The 18,394-nt window shown below is 72.1% G+C and carries 16 protein-coding genes; 8 read left to right on the forward strand and 8 right to left on the reverse strand.

Translation table 11 applies throughout. The features are described 5' to 3' along the window. Nucleotides 1–7: 7 nt before the first annotated feature. Complete coding sequence (locus HHX30_RS17070) at nucleotides 8–886, reverse strand: LysR family transcriptional regulator (RefSeq protein ID WP_169982945.1); 879 nt, start codon at nucleotides 884–886, stop codon at nucleotides 8–10. A gap of 75 nt (nucleotides 887–961) precedes the next feature. Here HHX30_RS17070 and HHX30_RS17075 point away from each other — a divergent pair, with 75 nt between their 5' ends. The 4 genes from HHX30_RS17075 to HHX30_RS17090 are packed head-to-tail and all read left to right on the forward strand — an operon-like array spanning nucleotide 962 to nucleotide 3,493. After that, on the forward strand, nucleotides 962–1,912 hold the full coding sequence (locus tag HHX30_RS17075) for a threonine/serine dehydratase (protein WP_169982946.1): 951 nt from the start codon (nucleotides 962–964) through the stop codon (nucleotides 1,910–1,912). A gap of 33 nt (nucleotides 1,913–1,945) precedes the next feature. Continuing rightward, nucleotides 1,946–2,578 carry a TetR/AcrR family transcriptional regulator gene (locus tag HHX30_RS17080; RefSeq protein ID WP_169982947.1) on the forward strand — a complete coding sequence of 211 codons (633 nt, stop codon included), beginning with the start codon at nucleotides 1,946–1,948 and terminating at the stop codon, nucleotides 2,576–2,578. Nucleotide 2,579: 1 nt separating this feature from the next. Then, nucleotides 2,580–3,122: a thioesterase family protein gene (locus HHX30_RS17085; RefSeq protein ID WP_169982948.1), complete on the forward strand. Its 543-nt coding sequence runs from the start codon at nucleotides 2,580–2,582 to the stop codon at nucleotides 3,120–3,122. Next, nucleotides 3,116–3,493: a hypothetical protein gene (locus HHX30_RS17090; RefSeq protein WP_169982949.1), complete on the forward strand. Its 378-nt coding sequence runs from the start codon at nucleotides 3,116–3,118 to the stop codon at nucleotides 3,491–3,493. Before HHX30_RS17085 ends, HHX30_RS17090 begins: the two co-directional genes overlap by 7 nt. Nucleotides 3,494–3,502: 9 nt before the next feature. Here the strand turns inward: HHX30_RS17090 and HHX30_RS17095 are convergent, their stop codons facing one another. Both HHX30_RS17095 and HHX30_RS17100 read right to left on the reverse strand, forming a co-directional pair. After that, nucleotides 3,503–4,255, reverse strand: coding sequence for a hypothetical protein (locus HHX30_RS17095; RefSeq protein WP_169982950.1), 753 nt, complete (start codon nucleotides 4,253–4,255; stop codon nucleotides 3,503–3,505). Nucleotides 4,256–4,271: 16 nt separating this feature from the next. Beyond that, nucleotides 4,272–6,098 carry a substrate-binding and VWA domain-containing protein gene (locus HHX30_RS17100; protein WP_311922510.1) on the reverse strand — a complete coding sequence of 609 codons (1,827 nt, stop codon included), beginning with the start codon at nucleotides 6,096–6,098 and terminating at the stop codon, nucleotides 4,272–4,274. A 166-nt stretch (nucleotides 6,099–6,264) separates the two neighbouring features. Here HHX30_RS17100 and HHX30_RS41690 point away from each other — a divergent pair, with 166 nt between their 5' ends. Continuing rightward, on the forward strand, nucleotides 6,265–6,738 hold the full coding sequence (locus tag HHX30_RS41690; protein WP_249350135.1) for a hypothetical protein: 474 nt from the start codon (nucleotides 6,265–6,267) through the stop codon (nucleotides 6,736–6,738). A 124-nt stretch (nucleotides 6,739–6,862) separates the two neighbouring features. Here the strand turns inward: HHX30_RS41690 and HHX30_RS17110 are convergent, their stop codons facing one another. The 3 genes from HHX30_RS17110 to HHX30_RS17120 are packed head-to-tail and all read right to left on the reverse strand — an operon-like array spanning nucleotide 6,863 to nucleotide 10,658. Beyond that, complete coding sequence (locus HHX30_RS17110) at nucleotides 6,863–7,489, reverse strand: TetR/AcrR family transcriptional regulator (RefSeq protein WP_169982952.1); 627 nt, start codon at nucleotides 7,487–7,489, stop codon at nucleotides 6,863–6,865. Then, entirely contained in the window at nucleotides 7,486–9,834 is a 2,349-nt protein-coding gene (locus HHX30_RS17115) for a YhgE/Pip domain-containing protein (RefSeq protein WP_169982953.1), read from the reverse strand. The genes HHX30_RS17110 and HHX30_RS17115 overlap by 4 nt, the downstream gene beginning before the upstream one ends. Further along, nucleotides 9,831–10,658, reverse strand: a complete 828-nt coding sequence (locus HHX30_RS17120; protein ID WP_169982954.1) for an ATP-binding cassette domain-containing protein — start codon at nucleotides 10,656–10,658, stop codon at nucleotides 9,831–9,833. Before HHX30_RS17120 ends, HHX30_RS17115 begins: the two co-directional genes overlap by 4 nt. A 423-nt stretch (nucleotides 10,659–11,081) precedes the next feature. Between HHX30_RS17120 and HHX30_RS17125 the strand changes: the two genes are divergently transcribed. Continuing rightward, nucleotides 11,082–12,371: a pectate lyase gene (locus tag HHX30_RS17125; RefSeq protein WP_249350137.1), complete on the forward strand. Its 1,290-nt coding sequence runs from the start codon at nucleotides 11,082–11,084 to the stop codon at nucleotides 12,369–12,371. 264 nt (nucleotides 12,372–12,635) lie between these two features. Here HHX30_RS17125 and HHX30_RS17130 read toward each other — a convergent pair whose 3' ends face one another. Then, nucleotides 12,636–13,988 (reverse strand): M20/M25/M40 family metallo-hydrolase, encoded by a 1,353-nt coding sequence (locus HHX30_RS17130; protein ID WP_169982956.1) that lies wholly within the window; start codon nucleotides 13,986–13,988, stop codon nucleotides 12,636–12,638. 246 nt (nucleotides 13,989–14,234) lie between these two features. On the opposite strand from HHX30_RS17130, the gene HHX30_RS17135 reads away from it, so the two are divergent. Together HHX30_RS17135 and ald are read left to right on the forward strand one after the other, a co-directional pair. Next, on the forward strand, nucleotides 14,235–15,617 hold the full coding sequence (locus HHX30_RS17135) for an aspartate aminotransferase family protein (RefSeq protein ID WP_169982957.1): 1,383 nt from the start codon (nucleotides 14,235–14,237) through the stop codon (nucleotides 15,615–15,617). Between the two features lie 67 nt (nucleotides 15,618–15,684). After that, nucleotides 15,685–16,800 carry an alanine dehydrogenase gene (gene ald, locus HHX30_RS17140; RefSeq protein WP_169982958.1) on the forward strand — a complete coding sequence of 372 codons (1,116 nt, stop codon included), beginning with the start codon at nucleotides 15,685–15,687 and terminating at the stop codon, nucleotides 16,798–16,800. 67 nt (nucleotides 16,801–16,867) lie between these two features. Here ald and HHX30_RS17145 read toward each other — a convergent pair whose 3' ends face one another. Next, nucleotides 16,868–18,355 carry an SEL1-like repeat protein gene (locus HHX30_RS17145; protein WP_169982959.1) on the reverse strand — a complete coding sequence of 496 codons (1,488 nt, stop codon included), beginning with the start codon at nucleotides 18,353–18,355 and terminating at the stop codon, nucleotides 16,868–16,870. Nucleotides 18,356–18,394: the final 39 nt, after the last annotated feature.

The raw sequence follows: 18,394 nt of genomic DNA on the forward strand, positions 1-18,394 counted from the left end.
GGGCCTATCACGCGTCTCTGCGGGACAGGAGCGCGGCGACCAGGGCCGTGGTGGCGGGCGGGTCGGGCGGCTCGCCGTACGTCGCGGCGTAGACCCGGCGGTCCGATCCCGGCAGCTCGGACACCCGCACGTCCGGGTGGCGGTGGGCCGCCAGCGCCAGCCGGGGGAGGAGTGCCACGCCCAGCCCTGCCGCGACCATGGCCTGCATGGCCACGTAGTCGTCCGTGGTGAACGAGACACGCGGCTCGAAGCCCGCCTCGGCGCACAGTGCGAGCAGGTGCGCGCGGCACCGCTCGCACCCCGCGATCCACGGCCCGTCCGCGTACGCCGCCAGGTCCCCGGCATCGTCGTACGCCGCGGGGGTGACGAGGAGACTCGGGTCGTCGAGCAGGTGGACCAGGCGGACGCCGTCGTCCTCGGGAGCGGTCTCGCCGTAGCGGAAGACCACGGCGACGTCCACCCGGCCGGCCCGGAGCAGGCGCAGTGCCTCGGGCGGCTCGGCCTCCATCAGCCGCAGGTCCAGCCCCGGATGGTCCTGCGCGAGCCGCGCGGCGGCGGCCGGGACGAACGTGCCGAGGGCCGAGGGGAACGCGGCCAGCCGTACGCGCCCGGCCCGCAGCCCGACGTGCGCGGACAGTTCCGCGGACGCCGCGTCGAGCCGGCCGAGGATCTCCGCGCCGCGCTCGGCGAGCAGGCGGCCGGCCTCGGTGAGGCGGATGCCGCGGCCCACCCGCTGCACCAGCTTCGCGCCCGTCTCCGCCTCCAGCCGGGCGAGGTGGTGGCTCACGGAGGGCTGCGAGTAGTGCAGCTCCCGCGCCGCCGCGGTCACCGTGCCGGTCCGGGCCACGGCCACGAGAACCCGCAGGCGTACGACGTCGAGCGGCATTCATCGATCCCGTCTATGGATTCGCCTGAAAACTTCAGTTGGACCTATTGTCGGGCCGCGGGCCAGGCTGGAGCTATGACGAACATCCGCGACATCCTGGACGCTCGGCGGCTCATCGCCCCCCACCTGCCCGAAACTCCCATGTGGTCCTATCCCGTGCTCGACGCGGCCGTCGGCGCCGAGGTCCACGTCAAGCACGAGAACGTCCAGCCGACGGGGGCGTTCAAGGTCCGCGGCGGCATCGCGCTGCTGGCCCGCATGGCCGACCGCGCCCGCGGGGTCGTCGCCTACTCGACCGGCAACCACGCGCAGTCCATCGCGTACGCCTGCCGCCTGTACGGCGTGCCCTGCGCGGTCCTGATGCCGGAGAACCCGAACCCCGCCAAGGTCGCGGCGGTCGAGGCGCTCGGGGCGGCCGTCGAGGTCCGGGGCGCGACGATGGTGGAGACCGGGGAGCACGCGCGGGTCTTCGCCGCCGAAGCCGGGCGCAGGCTGATCAGCCCGGCCGACGAGCCGGACATCCTGGCGGGGGTGGGCACGCTCTACGTCGAGATGTTCACCGCCCGGCCGGACCTGGAGGCGGTGTTCGTGCCCGTGGGCAGCGGCAGCGGGGCCGCCGCCGCGTGCCTCGCCGCCGCCGCGCTCGCGCCGGGCTGCCGGGTGATCGCCGTCCAGTCGGCCCAGGCCCCGGCCGCGTACGACTCCTGGCGCTTGGGAGAGCTCGTGACCCGGCCCGTGAAGACCGTCGTGGAGGGGCTCGCGACCGGGTCGGCGTTCGCGACCCCGCAGGCCGTGATGCGGGACGGGCTGACCGACTTCGTCCTGGTGGACGACGACGACATCCTGCGGGCCCAGCGCCTGCTGCTCACCGAGGCCCACACCCTGGCCGAAGGCGCGGGGGCCGCCGCCCTCGCCGGGCTGCTGGCCCGGCGCGAGGAGTTCGCCGGGCGGAAGGTCGCCGTCGTCTGCACGGGCGGCAACGCGGGCCCGGCCGAACTCTCCCGTCTCCTCGCCTCGGCCGACTAGACGACCGACCGATCGGTCTTATAGTTTGGGCGAGTGACACAAGACGGCCGGCGGCTGCGCGGGTTGCGCAGCCGCGAGACGATCCTCCGGCAGGCGGTGGAGCTGGCCTCGGTCGAAGGGCTGGACGGGCTCTCCCTCGGGCGGCTGGCGACGGCGACCGGCGTCAGCAAGTCCGGGCTCTTCGCCCACTGGCGGGACAAGGAGCAACTGCAACTCGACGCCGTGGAGTGGGCCGCCCGGCAGTGGACCGAGCAGGTTGTGGGGCCCGCGCTGCGCGCTCCCGCGGGCGTGCGGCGCCTGTTCACGCTGCACGAGGCACGGCTGGCTTTCTACGGCGCCGGTGTGCTGCCCGGCGGGTGTTTCTTCTTCGCCGTGCAGGCCGAGTTCGACGATCGCCCCGGAGCCGTCCGCGACCGGCTCGCGCGGGCCATGCGCGAGTGGCAGGGGCTGATCCGCCGGCTGGTCGCGGAGGCCGTGACGCTGGGCGAAGTGGACGGCGCCGTCGATCCGGCCCAGCTGGCCTACGAGATCGACGCGCTCGGCGAGATGGTGATCATCCACTCCCGGTTGTACGACGGGGCGCAGGCCCTCGTTCACGCCCGCCGTGGCGTGCTGCAGCGCCTGCGTGCGCTCTGCTCCGACCCCGCGCTTCTCCCGGAGGACTGACATGACCGCAGGTGGCGTTTACGAGCCCGTCCAGGTGCACTTCGACGACCTCGACGCGATGGGGCTGCTGCACAACTCGCGCTACGCCGTGCTCGTCGAGCGGGCCATCGGGGCGTACTGGCACCGGCTCGGCTGGGCGCCCGACCCCGCCAGGTCGGCATTCCCCGACGTGCTCATGGCCGTACGCGAGTTCAAGGTGACCTACCACGCGCCCATCGCGGAGCCGGGCGAGCGGCTGGTGCACTTCTGGCTGGAGCGGATGGGGCGCACCAGCGGGGTGTACGGCTTCCGCGTGCTGTCCGCCGACCGCGCCCCGGACGGCGGGGTGTACGGCTTCCGCGTGCTGTCCGCCGACCGCGCCCCGGACCAGGCCCCGGATCAAGCCCCGGATCAAGCCACCGTGCACGCCGAGGGCTACCGCGTCAACGTCAACCTGGATCCGGCCACTTTCCGGCCGGCGCCGTTCAGTGACGAGATCCGCGTCGCCGCAGCGCCCCTGCTGAAGACGGCGCCCGCGGTGCTCGCGGAGGCGACGCCGTGCTGAGGTCGCGCTGGATCGCCGGGCCCGACGCGGAGCAGCGGGGACCACTGGTGGCCGCGCTGACGGACTTCCGGATGGACCGGATGCTCGACCTGCCCGGCATCGCGCGGCGCGGCCTGTCGCTGGGCCGCCTGTGGCCGTCGCTGCCCGGCGCGGTCGGCATGTGGTTGTGGGCGGACCTCCGCGGCCGCCGGGTCGGTTCGCTGTCGGTGTGGCGCGGGGAGAGCGACCTCCGGGAGTTCGTACGGCTGCGTGCGCACGTCGAGATCATGCGCGACTACCGGCATCGGGGCACGCTCCGTTCCCGCACCTGGCAGGTCGGCGAACTGGACAGAGCCGGCCTGTGGCACGCCGCGACCGCGTCCTCCGCCTGAGCGGGGCGATCAGGGGCCGAGGTCGTTGCGGGTGGCCTCCTCGACCTCGTGCAGGCTCTGCCGGGTGAGTTCGAGCTCCGAGGTCAGGTCGTCAAGCGCCCGGGCGCCGCCGCCCGCGCCGTCGGCGGTCGCGGTCATGGCGGAGATCTCGACGGCCCGGGCGACCAGGCCCTCCAGGCTGATGGCGCCCGACTGCAGCCGGGCCAGCACCCGCTCCCGCGCGCCCGACAACCGGTCGTACACCTCGCGCTGGGCGTCCAGGGCGGCGATCGACCGGTCGAGCTCGCCCGCGACCTCCTGCCGGGCCGTCCGCCGGGCCTGCGTGAGCCGTGCGCGTTCCTGCTCCAGGAACCGGGGGTCGAAGCGGGCCAGCGCCGAGCCGGTGACGGTGGCGTGCCCGGCCAGTCGCCGCAGGGTCGCGACGGTGTCGTCCACCTGCGGGCGCATGGCGGCGATCCGGTCGAGCAGGATCTGCCCGCGCATCGAGGCGGCCAGGTCGGCGAAGGACGCGGCGGCCTGCTCCGCCCGCCGCAGCCACGCCTCCTCCACGCTGCCGCGCGCGACCGGCGGGGCCTCGGGTTCCGTACGGCTCTCGCCCCCCGCGGCCTGCCAGGCGGAGGCGAACGCCTTGATGAGCCACACCCCCACCCCGGCGACGGCCGCGCCCGCCGGGGGGAGGTTGACGGCCCAGGCCGCGCCGGCGGCTGTGGCGCCCAGGAGCAGCGCCCAGGGATCGCGCAGTTCGTCGGTGAAGCGGGACACAGGCAGGGGCTCCCGGTCAGAAGTTGGAGATCACGGCGGTGAACACCTCGTCGATGCTCCCCGGCTTGCGCGAATCGTAGGCCGCCGCGTCGGTGGTCTGCGAGATCTGCCGCAGGACGCCGAGGTCGGCGTCGGCGCCGTACGCGATGGTGAACATCCGCACGGTCTCCTGCCCCGCCTCCTTGCGCAGTTCGGGCAGCAGGTTCTCGAGCGAGATGGAGTTGTTGTCCTCGTTCTTGCCGTCGGTCAGGAACACGACCGCGTTGATCGCCTCGCCGCTCTGGTGCCGCATCACGTGCTGGTACGACGCGAGTGCCGTGTCGTACAGCCCCGTGCCGCCGCTGGGAATGAGGCCGTTGATGCGGCTCTTGAGCCGCGACTGGTTGTTCGTGCCCAGGGGAACGAGCTCGCGGTAGTCCTTGTCGCCGTCCTGCTTGAGGCTGAACAGCCACAGGCCGACGCGGTCGTTCGGGCCGAACTGCGGCAGCGCGTTGATCGCGGCCTGCTTGGCGAGGTCGAGCTTGGTCTTGCCGGTGCCCGCGACGTCGGCGCCCATCGAGCCGGAGACGTCCATCACCATCAGTACGTTGGCGGGCTTGCGCAGCTCGGCCCAGCTGGCAAGGATCCGGTCGAGCACCTGCGGAGTCGGCGTGCTGAGAGTGGTGGCCGGCTGCTTGGGGTCGAGGCCGTTGGCGGTCGTGACGAGGGCGCCCGGCTTGTTGTCGAAGGACCGGAAGGCGTACTTCTCGAACTCCCGCTGCCGCTCGGGCGCCTGGAGGTACTTCAGGAAGTCCGCCGCCGCGGCCTTCTTCGTGGCGTCCGCCCAGGACAACACGGCGTACGGATGGTCGGAGAAGAGCGTGCCCTCCTTGGGGTAGATCGCCACCAGCGGAACCTTCGGCTTGGCGTGGTCGCCGAGCGTCTTGGGGTCGCCCGTCGGGTTGCCCTGGTTGTAGTCCCACACCGACTTCTCCTCCACCGTCACGGCGGAGATGTACGACATGGCCGTCCCGGAGTCGTCGGCGTGCTGGAGGTTGGACAGGAAGGTCAGGGTGGTGTCGCCGTAGTGGACGATGGACCGCTCGACCCCCTTGACGAAGTCACGCGTCTTCGCCGCGGCGACGTCCCGTTCCGTCAGGTCGCCCGACAGGCCGGTGGCCGCGAAGTACGCCCCGACGGTCGCGTTCAGGCCCGAAGTGGAGAAGTTCGGGTTCGTCTTGCCGAGACGGAACTGCCCCCATTCCGGGTGGTCGTATCTCGCCCAGCCCTTCGGGTCGTTGGCCAGGTCCAGGATGTCGGACCAGCCGACCTTCTTCGACGGCCAGCCGAGCGCCTGGGCCATGGGCTTGGGCATCGCGATGACCAGTGGAGACATGGCGATCGTCGGGTTGTCCGCGGACACCGGGGACGCCTGGTCGCCGCCCTCGACGCGCTGCCGCAGGAGGGTGATCCAGCCGGTGCTCGCCGGCGTCCACACGTCCGGCTTCGGGCCGTCCTGCCGCTCGTCCCAGCCGCGCGCCAGGGCCTGCATCGCCCCGCCGGACGCCTTGGAGTTCACGACCACGTCCACGCACTGCCCGTCCACCTTGTGGCCGTTGTAGCCGTTGGCCATCGTGCGCAGCAGTTCGGCCTTCTCGCTGGAGGCGGCGATGGTCAGCGTGATCCCGTTGTCGTCGCAGGCGCGTCTGGTCGCGTTCCCACCCTGGTCGTCACCGGCGTTCCCGCCGCCGGACACCCCGCCGAACAGCAGCTTCAACCCGACGATGAGCGCTCCCGCGAAGACGACCGCGACGATGAACGGAGCCACGCTGCGACGGCGCTTCTGCTGCGGTGGGGGGTACACGATCTCCTCCATTGCTCCGGGATGTCTGTATTCATCCCGACGAACGGCGGTTCACGTTAGTTGCCGATCATCTCGTCTCGCTAACGCATCAGCCCCGTTCCCACGCCATCCACAGATTCCGATGATTCTCCGTAACGACTCGAACACATTAAGTAAAGTTCACCCCGTGCCGAAGCTCATCCATCAGCAGACCGTCGACTTCTTCCACGATCGGCCCGCCGCCGCCGTGGAGCTGCTGCGCGCGGTCGGCGGCATCAATCCGCCCCAGTTCGCCATGGCCACGGCAGAGGCGGTGGACGCCACGCAACTGAACTACGTGTTCGGCCGGATACCTGCTGTAGCGGGCGAGCGACTGAAGGAGCTCTTGATGACAGCGTCAGCCGACTACGAGAAGGTCATCGGTGACCGTTATTTCTCCGAATGGGTGAACAAGGGCCTGGAACAAGGTCTGGAACAGGGTCGCCAAGAGGGCCGCGCGGAGGGCGAGATCGAGGCGATCCTCGCCGTGCTCGACGCCCGGGGCCTGGACATTCCTTCCGAAGCGCGTGAGCGGATCAGCCGATGCTCCGACCTGCATCTGCTGGAGAAGTGGATCCGCCGGGCGGCAACGGCGAAGTCCGTGGACGACCTTTTCTCCTGAGGTCCCCGCCTCCGCGAATGCCGGGGGCCCTTGGGAGTGGCCGAGCGGGCTCAGCGCTGGCGCGACCGGCGTTCGGCCCACGCCGACGGGGCGGATGATCCCGCGCCCTTCTCCCCGCGCCCGTTCAGGGCGAGATGCGGCGGTGGACGAGCTCGGCGAGGGTGGCGTGGACGTCCTCGACCGGCTGGTCGGGACGCAGGGCACGGCGTTCGATGGCGACGGTGAGCACCATGCCGAAGACGGCCGTGGCGGCGGTGCCGGTGTCGAACCCCGGGCGCAGCTCGCCGGCCTCCACCGCGTCCGCGAGAACGCGCTCGTACATCGCGAGCACGCTCGTACGCAGCCGCAGGACGGCGTCCTGCCACGCCGCCCGCCACAACTCGGCCAGCAGCACCCGGGCGAAGGGCCCGTACTCGTCGAAGAAGCGGAGCTGGGCGAGCATGAGCGCGTCGAGCACGGCGACCGGCGAGGCGGCGGGACCGCGCGCGGCCTCGGCGAGGGCGTCGGCGAGCCGCTCGATCCCGTGGTCGAGCAGCCCGGCGAACAGCGCTTCCTTGCTGCCGAAGTTGTAGAAGACGGTGCCCTTGGCCACTCCGGCGCGTTCGGCGATCGCGTCGACGGTCGTGGCGGCGAAGCCCTGCTCGGCGATGAGGTCGGCCGCGGCCCGGTACAGCCGCTGCCGCGTCTCGGCACGCCTGCCGCCCTGGTCCTTCGCCGGGCCGTCCGCTGGGCCGTCCGCTGGGCGGCTCACAGCGCCAGCTCCGGCTTGAGGCGGCGCATCGACCAGGTGCGGCCGCGGTGGACGGCGAGCACGGTGAGCGCGAGACCGAGGGCGACGAACGCGGACAGCACGCCGCAAGCCTGCCACACCACGACGGTGTCGCCGCCGCTGATGAGCCGGCGCATCGCCGACACCACCCAGCTCATGGGCAGCCACGGCGAGATCACCTGGAAGAAGCCGGGGGAGGTCTCGATGGGATAGGTGCCCGCCGACGAGGTGAGCTGCAGCATGAGCAGGGCCAGCACCGCGACCCGTCCGGGCGGCCCGAGCAGCGCGTTGACCGCCTGCACGATCGCGAGGAACGCCGCGGTCACGAGCACGAGGAAGGCCGCCACACCCGGCCAGCTGCCGGCCCGCAGCCCGAGCCCGAAGCGCAGCACGGCGAGCAGCACCGCCACCTGGAGCGTCCCCATCGCGAGACCCGGCAACCAGCCCGCGAGCGCCGTGCGCCAGGCGGGCGCCGACCCGGCGAGCAGCCGCGGGTTGACCGGCCGCAGCACCATGTACGTCACCATCGCGCCGACCCACAGCGCCAGCGGCACGAAGAACGGCGCGAATCCGGTCCCGTAGTTGGGCACCTCGTTGTCCACCTCGGTGGCGAGCCGGACGGGGTCGCTCATCATGTCCGTACGGCTGTCGCGTTCCCCGGCTCCGTAGTCGGGGATCTGGGACGCCCCGTCGCCGAGCTCGCCGGCCAGTTCGCCCGAGCCGTCGGTGAGCTTGACCAGCCCGGAGTCGAGCTTTCCGGCCCCACGCCGCAGCGTGCCGATGCCGTTGTCGAGCGTGCCCGCGCCGGAGGCGAGAGAGGCGAGGCCCGTGGTGAGGCTGTTCGCTCCGTTGTCGAGCCTGGCCAGGCCGGTGGACAGGCCGCGCGCGCCCGCGTTCAGCGTGCCGAGGCCGCGCGACAGTGTGGAGGCTCCGTTCGATGCCTTGCCCGCGCCGTCGCGGAGGCCGGACGCTCCGTCGGCCAGTCGCCTGAGACCCTTGTCCAGCTCGTTGAACTTGTCGCGGGCGTCGTCCAGGGCGGTGCCGAGGCCGGGTGCGGCGGCGGCCAGCTCACGGGCGTCCTCCGCCACCGTCCGCGCCGTACGGGCGAGGTCGTCGAGCTTGCCCTCCTGGGTGCCGAGGCGGTCCTGCAGCCGTCCGGCGGCCGACGCGAGGTCGCCGGCCGACCCCGCGGCCCGTTGCACCAGCGCGCGCAGCTCGGGGTCGGCGTCGGGATGGGCGTCCAGCCAGCGGTCGACGGCACGCAGGTCCTGCCGCGCCGTGCCGGCCGAGCTCCGCACCTCCCGGGGCAGGCCGTCGAGCGCGTCGGCGAAGCCGTCGGCGCCCTCCGCGAGGGTGAGCGCGGCACGCCGGATGCGGTCGCCGTTCTGCTCCAGCACGGGGACGTACGTGTCGGCCGCGCGGTTGACGGCCGCAGACAGGGCGTGCACCTGGCGGTAGGCCTCGCGGTTGCCCTCTGCCAGCTTGGCCGCCCCCTTGTCGAGCGCGGACAGGCCCTCGCGCAGGTCGGCCGCGCCGGAGGCCGCCTTCGACAGGCCGGCGGACAAGGAGGCCGAGCCGCTCCTTGCCTGGTGCAGCCCGCTCGTCAGCTGCTTCGACCCGCCGTACAGGGTGTCGGCCCCGGAGGACAGCCGGCCCGTCGCGTCCTGCGCGGACCCCAGCCCCTTGGCCAGTGAGGCGGCGCCGTCGCTCGCGGCGGCGGCCCCGTCGTGGAGCCGGTCGGCGCCGTCGGCCGCCTGGGCGGTCTTGTCGTGCAGCTCGCCGAAGGACAGGAAGATCTGGTCGAGGTAGTCCTTGACCGCGCTGTGCCCGGCCGCCTCCTTGACCTCGCGGAACACGGCGTCCGAGATCGTCCCCATGATGTAGCTGCGCCCGGTGTCCACCCGTACGCCGAGCCGGGCCGGGTGCGGTGCGCCGTCACCGGAGGGCGAGGCGAGGTCGGCGCTGAAGTCGGCCGGGATCGTGAGCGACAGGTAGTAACGCCCCTCGCGGACGCCACTGTCGGCCTCGGCCGCGCCGACCCGGTGCCAGGCGAAGACCCTGCGCTCCTCCAGCTCGGCGGCTAGCTCGCGGCCGGCGTCCACCGTGCTCGGCGGGCCTCCCGTGGCGCCGGCGACGGTGGCCGGACGGTCCTCCACCACGAGGGCCACGGGTACGCGGCTCAGGTTCGCCTGCGGATCCCAGAACGACCACAGGTACAGCCCGGCGTACAGCAGGGGCAACATCACGACGGCCACCAGTGCGGCCCTGGTGAGCCGCGAGCGCATGAACCTGCGCAGTTCGAACCGGCCGGGGAGGGAGGCCCTCATCGGCGTGTCCCTTCCTCGGCGTCCTGACGGGCGTCGTCGCGGCGCGCCGCCACCCGCTCGACGGGCAGCGGCAGCAGCGTGGTGGCCACGCCGGCCGCCTCCTCGGCATCGGTGCACGCCGCGACGACCGTGAGGCCCTCGTCGGCCAGGCCGCGGAGCGTGTCCCACAACGCGTGGCGCCTGCCCGCGGGAATGCCGGTGCCGGCGTCGTCGACGAGGAGCAGGCCCGGCTGGTCGAGCAGCGCGAGCGCCACGCCCAGCCGGACCGCCTGGTCACGGGTCAGTTCTCTGGCCAGCGTCCGATCGCCGTGCGGCAGCGCGCCCGGATCGAGCCCGGCGTGGGCGAGGGCCGACCGCGCGGCGCCGGGGTGCCGCCTGCGCCACAGGAACCCGTGCGGGCGCAGCCGCTCCCGCAGGTGCTCCCGCACGGACAGGGCGTCGTCGAAGGGGTTCACCTGCGGGAAGAGCCCGAGGGCGGCCACCTGCCCGATCCTGCGGGGTGCCACCAGGCCGCCCACGGTGAGCGTCCCCTCGGTGGGCTTCATCCGCCCCGCGAGGGTGAGCAGCAGACTCGTACGGCCGCTGCCCGCCTCACCTGTGACGATGGTGAGCGTCCCGGGAGCCGCGTGCAGTGAGATGTGCCGGTAGACCCAGCCGTGACCACCCCGAACGCCCAGCTCCCGCGCCACCACTTCGACACCCGCGAAGACACCGCCGGAAGCACCGCCGGAAGCACCGCCGGAAGCACCGCCGGAGATGCCGCCGGACGGTGTGGCGGGAGCTCCGGCAGCGGGTGTGGCATCCACGGTCCGCTGGGCATCCACGTCTGCTCCATTCTTTGCACTGACCAGTCGGTACAAAACAGTAACGCCGAGGGATCGCCGCCCTGTGTCCCGGCACGGTGTGATTTCACCTACACGAGGTGAGGCCCGGCCGGCCGTGACCGGCCCTCGCGGGTGCCGCCCACGCTCGCGAGACACTCGCCCGGCGCAGGTGTTTCATGAAAATTTCACCGAGGAGACCTCGGCGCTTCGGCTCTCACCTGGCCAAACCGGCGGGTGCCCGAATCGGGCCGTCAACTCTCCGACACGGAGCATTGACCCGGGTTCCCGTGGTCCGTAACTTAGGCCGCGTTCGGGTTCATGGATGTTGTTCACATTCATGAATTGCCCCCCAGCGGGATCAGGAGTGGCCCACGCGCCACGGCCTCGGTCAGGGGTCCTGCACGATCTGCGAGGAGCTCGGTTTTGAGAAGGAGTACCAGAACCGGAGTCGGGGTGATCGGCACCGTCGTCGGGGTCGCCGCCCTGGTCGGCGGCGTCTTCACCGGCGTCTCCAACGCGGCGCCCAGTGCGGGGCCCGGTGCGGGTGCCTATCGGATCGTGAACGGCGCCAGCGGCCTGTGCCTCACCGTTCCCGGCAGCAGCGGCTCCGACGGCGTGCAGCTCACTCTCTCCAGCTGCAACGGCGCGAGCAACCAGACCTGGAACCTGTCGGCCCAGGGCAGCGGCTTCCGCCTGGCCGCCGGCAACAGCGGCAAGTGCGCCGGGGTCGCCGGCGCCTCCACCTCCGCGGGCAAGGCCGTCCAGCAGGAGTCGTGCACCGGCTCCTCGTCGCAGACCTGGGAACTGGTCGCCTCGGGCTCCAACTACCGGGTCGTCAACGCCAACAGCGACAAGTGCCTGAACACCAAGGACAACTCCACGTCCTCAGGCGCACTGGTGCAGCAGAACTCCTGCGACTCGGCGGCCACCAAGCAGTGGACCCTCCAGTCGGCCGGGTCCCAGCCGTCGTCGACTCCCACCGCCACACCGACCAAGACCCCCACGACCAACCCGACGCCGCCGTCGGGCTGGCCCAGCCCGCAGGGCTCGCAGGCGGTCACCAGCACGATCAGTGTCTCCGGCACCCTCGACGGCGGCCTGAAGCGCTACTACGCCAGCGGCGACATGGGTGACGGCGGGCAGAGCGAGAGCCAGAAGCCGATCTTCGAGCTGGCCAACGGCGCGACGCTCAGGAACGTGATCATCGGTTCGCCCGGCGCCGACGGCATCCACTGCCTGGGTAGCTGCACGCTGCAGAACGTCTGGTGGGAGGACGTCGGCGAGGACGCCGCCACCCTGCTGGGCAGTTCGTCGTCCCAGGTCATGACCATCGACGGCGGCGGGGCGAAGAGCGCATCCGACAAGGTGTTCCAGCACAACGGCCCCGGCACCATGATCATCAAGAACTTCCAGGTGCAGGACTTCGGCAAGCTCTACCGCGCCTGCGGCAACTGCACGAACTCCTACCAGCGTCACGTCCAGATGTCGAACATCGTGGCGACCACCCCCGGCAAGACGCTGGCCGGCATCAACACCAACTGGGGCGACACCGCGCGCTTCTCCAACATCACGATCGTGAACGACTCCAGCCACAAGATCGTGATCTGCGAGAAGTACAAGGGCGTGCCGAAGGGCAGCGAGCCCTCCAAGATCGGTGAGGGCCCCGACGGTACGAACTGCCTCTACAACTCCTCCGACATCACCTACAGGTAACCGCCCCGCGCACCGCGCGCAGGCGGGAACGAACGGAAGGCCCGGTGGTCCCCCCAGCCACCGGGCCTTCTGCGTTGAATTGCCGCGCCTCCGGCGCGGCGGCTCGGGGCGCTTCAATGCCGCTGGTCGTGCCGGAGGCGCGCGGTGAACGCTTCCCTCGTCGCGCTTGTCGCTTCGCTCCCGCGCGCTCCTCAGTCCAGACCACGGCCGCGCCCCTCGTGGTTGAATTGCCGCGCCTCCGGCGCCCCGAGCCGGCGCGGCGGCTCAGGCCGCGCCGTGCCAGCCGCCGTAGTCGGCGAGGAAGAGGGCCTCGGTCGTGACGACGCGGCGCAGCTCCTCCAGCACGACCCGCTCGTTCGGGGCGTGGATCGAGGCGCCGTCGTCCTCGGCGCCGTACAGCAGGATCTCGGCCTTGGGGAACTGCCGGGCGAGGGCCGCCACCAGCGGGATCGAGCCGCCCTGGCCGACCTGGCGCGGCGCCCGGCCGAAGGCGCGCTCCAGCGCCCGCTCCGCGGCGTTCATGGCCGGGCCGCCCGGCTCGATCTGGAAGCCGGAGCCGCTGACGAAGTCGCCGAAGGAGACCTCGACCCCCCACGGCGCGACCTTCTCCAGGAAGGCCGTCACGTCGTTCAGCGCCTGCCTGGCGTTCCCGCTCGCGGGGATGCGGATCGTGACGCGGGCCCGGGCCACCGCCTGCACCGCGTTGATCGCGCCGGTCACGGTCGGCACGTCCAGCCCGGTCACCGTGATCGCGTACGACGCCCAGAGCCGGTCGGAGAGCGAGCCGTCCCCGACCAGCGAGACGCCGTCGAGCACCCCGGCGAGCGAGCGGAACTCCTCCTCGGACGGCGCCACGCCGGGGAAGGTCCCCGGTTCGAGGCCGGGCACCCGGACGTTCCCCTGGTCGTCGTGCAGGGCGGTCAGCATGCGCATGAGCGCGGCCAGCGCGTCGGGCGCGGCGCCGCCGAACGCGCCGCTGTGCACGGCCTCGGCGAGCGTGCGGACCTCCACGGTGAACGCGGCCATGCCGCGCAGCGACGTGGTGAGCGCGGGGTCGCCCACCTCGGGGTTGCCGACGTCGGCGATGACCATGGCGTCGGCGTGCAGCAGGTCGGGGTTGGCCTCGACGAACGCCTCCAGACGCTCGCCGGCGTACTCCTCCTGGCCCTCGATGATGACCTTCACGCCGACCGGGAACCGGCCGTTGAAGGCGCGCAGCGCGGCCACGTGGGTGATGACGCCGCTCTTGTCGTCGGCCGTGCCCCGGCCGTACATGATCCCGTCGACGATCGTGGGCTCGAACGGCGGGGTGCGCCACAGGGCGAGGTCGCCGGCGGGCTGGACGTCGTAGTGCGCGTAGAGCAGCACGGTCGGGGCCCCGTCCGGCGCGGGCGCCTCGGCGAACACGGCGGGGAAACTGCCCTCGATGGGAATCTGCCGGACGTGCGGGAGACCGGCGGCGCGCAGCAGTCGCTCGACGAGCGCGGCGGCCTCCAGGACCGGGGCCTCGGAGTGGCCGGGGAACGCGACGGACGGGATGGCGGCCAGGCGCTTGAGATCCTCGACCGTCTGCGGCATGCCCTCCTCGACGGCGCGCTCGATCTCCTCAGGTGTCACGGCGTTCTCCCCGGATGTGCGTGGATCTTCCCGGCGTTCGGTGGACCCCATTTGACCACACGGTCCGGCGGGCCCATCTTCCACGTCTGGTCGGCCTCAATCTACCTTGACGGATTTCGTTGCTGTTACATGTCGATGTAGCGGAATCCGAACTTCTTCCACAGTGCAGCCACGTAATCACTTGGCAAAACGCCGAAGTGGCATGCAAACTGTCCCCAGCGACGGATCACCTGAGGGAAGGTTGCGATGACGCGCCCCGACGTACTCAAGGCCGCACAGGACAATCTCTGGATGCACTTCACGCGCCACTCCTCCTACGAGGGAGGGGAGGTGCCCATGATCGTGCGCGGCGAGGGCGCCTACATCTACGACATCCACGGCAAGCGGTATCTCGACGGCCTCGCCGGACTGTTCGTGGTCCAGGTCGGCCACGGCCGCGCCGAGCTGGCCGAGGCCGCCGCCAAGCAGGCCCAGGAGCTCGCGTTCTTCCCGCTGTGGTCGTACGCGCACCCGAAGGCGGCCGAGCTGGCCGCGCGGCTCGCGGAGCTCACCCCCGGCGACCTCAACCGCGTCTTCTTCACCACCGGCGGCGGCGAGGCCGTCGAGTCGGCCTGGAAGCTGGCCAAGCAGTACTACAAGATCAAGGGCAAGCCGCTGAAGACCAAGGTCGTCAGCCGGTCCATCGCCTACCACGGCACCCCGCAGGGCGCACTGTCGATCACCGGCATCCCGGCGCTCAAGCAGGTCTTCGAGCCGCTGGTGCCCGGTGCGATCAAGGCCCCCAACACGAACCTCTACCGCGCCGACGAGATCTCCGGCTTCCCCGGCCTGGAAAAGGACCCCGAGGCGTTCGGCCGCTGGGCCGCCGACCAGGTCGGCAAGGCCATCGAGATGGAGGGCCCGGACACCGTGGCCGCCGTCTTCGTCGAGCCGGTGCAGAACGCCGGCGGCTGCTTCCCGCCGCCCCCCGGATACTTCCAGCGGCTGCGTGAGATCTGCGACGCCCACGACGTGCTGCTCGTGTCGGACGAGGTCATCTGCGCCTTCGGCCGCCTGGGCACGATGTTCGGCGGCCAGAAGTTCGACTACCTGCCGGACATCATCACCTGCGCCAAGGGTCTGACCAGCGGTTACTCGCCCATTGGCGCGATGATCGCCTCGGAGCGGCTGTTCGAGCCGTTCAAGAACGGCACCGAGACCTTCGCGCACGGCTACACCTTCGGCGGCCACCCGGTGTCGGCCGCCGTCGCCCTGGCCAACCTCGACATCTTCGAGAGGGAGGGCCTGATCGAGCACGTCACGGCCAACGAGCCGGTGTTCAAGGCCACTCTCGACCGGCTGCTGGACCTGCCGATCGTCGGCGACGTCCGCGGCTCGGGCTACTTCTACGGAATCGAGCTGGTCAAGGACAAGTCCACCAAGCAGACCTTCAACGAGGAGGAGTCGGAGCGCCTGCTGCGCGGCTTCCTCTCGAAGGCGCTGTACGACGCCGGCCTGTACTGCCGGGCGGACGACCGTGGGGACCCGGTCGTGCAGCTCGCCCCGCCGCTGATCTGCGGCCCCAAGGAGTTCGACGAGATCGAGTCGATTCTCCGTTCGGTGCTCACCGAGGCGTGGGCCCGCCTGTAGACCGTGGAGCTCGTTCGGCCGGGTAGGGGGCGACCGTGACGAGTGACCGCCTGAAAGGACACAACTCATGAAGATCGGCGTGCCCGCCGAGGTCAAGAATCACGAGTACCGCGTCGCCGCCACACCGGCCGGCGTCCACGAGCTCGTCCGTCACGGTCACGAGGTCGGCGTCCAGCGCGGCGCCGGCCTCGGCTCCTCCATCACCGACGAGGAGTACCTCGCGGCCGGCGCCAAGGTCGTCGAGGGCGCCGACGAGGTGTGGGCCGAGTCCGAGATGATCCTCAAGGTCAAGGAGCCGGTCGCGGAGGAGTACCACCGTCTCCGCGCGGACCAGATCCTGTTCACCTACCTCCACCTGGCCGCCTCCCGGCCCTGCACCGACGCGCTGCTCGCCGCCGGCACCACCGCCATCGCGTACGAGACCGTCCAGGTCGGCAACGGGCTGCCGCTGCTGGCCCCGATGTCGGAGGTCGCGGGCCGGCTCGCGCCCCAGGTCGGCGCGTACAACCTGATGCGCTTCAACGGCGGCCGCGGCGTGCTCCCCGGCGGCGTGCCCGGCGTCGCCCCCGCCAAGGTCGTCGTGATCGGCGGCGGCGTCTCCGGCCTCAACGCGGCGCAGGTCGCCGTCGGCATGGGCGCGGACGTGACGATCCTCGACGTCAACATCGACCGGCTGCGCTTCATCGACGCCATCTACCAGGGCCGGCTGAAGACGCTGGTCTCCACGTCGTACGCGATCGAGCGGGCCGTGCTGGAGGCCGACCTGGTCGTCGGCGCCGTGCTCATCCCGGGCGCCAAGGCCCCGACGCTGGTCTCCAACGACCTGGTCTCCCGCATGAAGCCGGGCTCGGTGCTCGTCGACATCGCCATCGACCAGGGCGGCTGCTTCGAGGACTCCCGCCCGACCACGCACGACGCCCCGACGTTCCCGGTGCACGAGTCGGTGTTCTACTGCGTGGCCAACATGCCGGGCTCGGTGGCCAACACCTCCACCTTCGCGTTGACGAACGCCACCCTGCCCTACGTCGTCAAGATCGCCGACAGGGGCTGGAAGGACGCGCTGCGCGGCGACGAGGCGCTCGGCCTCGGCCTCAACACCCACGCCGGCGTGCTCACCAACGAGCCGGTCGCGGCGGCGCACGACCTGTCGTACACGCCGGTCGCGGAGATCCTCGCCGCCTGACCGACACGTGGGGGATCAGCGCGGGAGTGCTGGCAAGCGCTGCCCGTCGCGAACGTGGCGTGATTTGTCAGGTACGACCGAGATCGAGGCGTCTGCGCAGGTCCCTCGCGGTGCCGAGCACATGCTCGACCTCGGCCGGAGTGGGCCAGGGGGCCGTGCCCGGCCGCAGCAGCGTGGCGCGCACCAGGCCGAGATGCTCGATGGCGGCCCGGTGCAGTCCGCTCGCCCGGGCGAGCCGCCCCACGGTGTCCGCCGGACCGGTCTCGTCCGCGTCCGGCAGGCCGCCGGCGGCCGGATCGCTCATGAGCGGGTTCCCGGCGGCCAGGTTCCCAGTGACCAGGTCTCCGGTGACCAGATCCCACGTGCCGAGGATCTCGACCAGGTCCGCGGGCTCCGCCGCCGAATCGCCGCGCCTGCGCGCCGCCGCCACGGCGAGTTCGGCGCGCGCGGCCTGCCCGGGCTCCGCGGGCCGGTTCCAGTGGGGCGGGGGCGGGTCGAGCAGGCAGTCCTCGGCGTCCGGGGACGCGCCGAGCAGGGGCAGCAGTGTCCGCAGTTCGACCATCGCGCCGTGGTGCCCGAATTCGGCCGCCCGCCTGAACCAGTGGCGCCCGCCCTTCAGGTCGTTGTGCTCCGCGACGAGCAGCAGCCCGAGGCGGAAGGCGGCCTCGGGGTCGTCGGCCGCGGCCCGCTCGTACCAGTGGGCGGCCGCCTGCCTGTCGTCCATCCGGGCGCAGACGAGGCCGGCCATCCGCCGCGCGTCGGGCCGCCCGGTCCGCGCCGCCCGCTCGAAGCAGGCACGCGCGGTGGATAAGTCACCCCGGCCCAGCGCCAGGTCGCCGAGGCGGAAGGCGGCCCCGGGGTGGTCGGCGCGGGCGGCCAGCCGGTAGAACGCCTCGGCGCCCTTCTCGTCGCGGGCCGTGTGCAGGAGCAGAGCCATGTGATAGGCGGCCTCCGCGTGGCCGCCGCGTGCCGCGTACTCCCACCAGTGCAGCGCCTCGGCCTCGTCGCCCGCGGCGTAGCCCAGGAAGCCCAGGTCGTGGGCCGAGCGCAGGTCGCCGTCCACGGCCGCCCTGAAGTGCCAGCGCCGGGCGCCCATGCCGTCGCCCTGGTCCTCGCACAGCAGGGCCAGTCGCCGGGCCGCGTGGCGGGAGCCGTCCTCGGCCGCCCGCTCGAACCACGTGCGCGCCGCGTCGGTGTCGCCGCGCCGCTCCAGCAGCAGCGAGGCCAGGTTCGTCGCCGCGTCCGCGTCGCCGGTGGCCGCGGCCAGCTCGAACCAGCCGATGGCCTCCTCGGTCGTCCCGTGCGTGCGGTGCCACAGCCCCAGGTTGTAGGCGCTGTCGACGTTGCCCGCCCGCGCCGCCCGTTCCCACCAGTGCCGGGCGCCCAGTCGGTCGTCGCGCTCCGCGCACAGCCGGCCCAGCCGGTGCGCCGCGTCACGGTCGCCGTCGCGGGCCCTGTCGAGCAGGTTCGCCTCGGCCGGGTCCAGAAGTTCAGGGGTACGCGGGACCGGTATCCCGGGCCACGCGGTCGCCTCCGTCGCTCCCACTAGTGTCATGGGAGACAGGGTGACACGTAACCGAGTCGTCACGGAGGG

Source organism: Microbispora sp. H10836 (assembly GCF_012999525.1).
Classification (GTDB): Bacteria; Actinomycetota; Actinomycetes; order Streptosporangiales; family Streptosporangiaceae; genus Microbispora.

Bases quoted from the DNA above. Each gene is read 5' to 3' on its own strand.
- HHX30_RS17070 (WP_169982945.1), bottom strand. From the start codon at position 886: ATGCCGCTCGACGTCGTACGCCTGCGGGTTCTCGTGGCCGTGGCCCGG.
- HHX30_RS17135 (WP_169982957.1), top strand. From the start codon at position 14,235: ATGACGCGCCCCGACGTACTCAAGGCCGCACAGGACAATCTCTGGATG.
- HHX30_RS17145 (WP_169982959.1), bottom strand. From the start codon at position 18,355: ATGACACTAGTGGGAGCGACGGAGGCGACCGCGTGGCCCGGGATACCG.
- HHX30_RS17085 (WP_169982948.1), top strand. From the start codon at position 2,580: ATGACCGCAGGTGGCGTTTACGAGCCCGTCCAGGTGCACTTCGACGAC.
- HHX30_RS17115 (WP_169982953.1), bottom strand. From the start codon at position 9,834: ATGAGGGCCTCCCTCCCCGGCCGGTTCGAACTGCGCAGGTTCATGCGC.
- ald (WP_169982958.1), top strand. From the start codon at position 15,685: ATGAAGATCGGCGTGCCCGCCGAGGTCAAGAATCACGAGTACCGCGTC.
- HHX30_RS17075 (WP_169982946.1), top strand. From the start codon at position 962: ATGACGAACATCCGCGACATCCTGGACGCTCGGCGGCTCATCGCCCCC.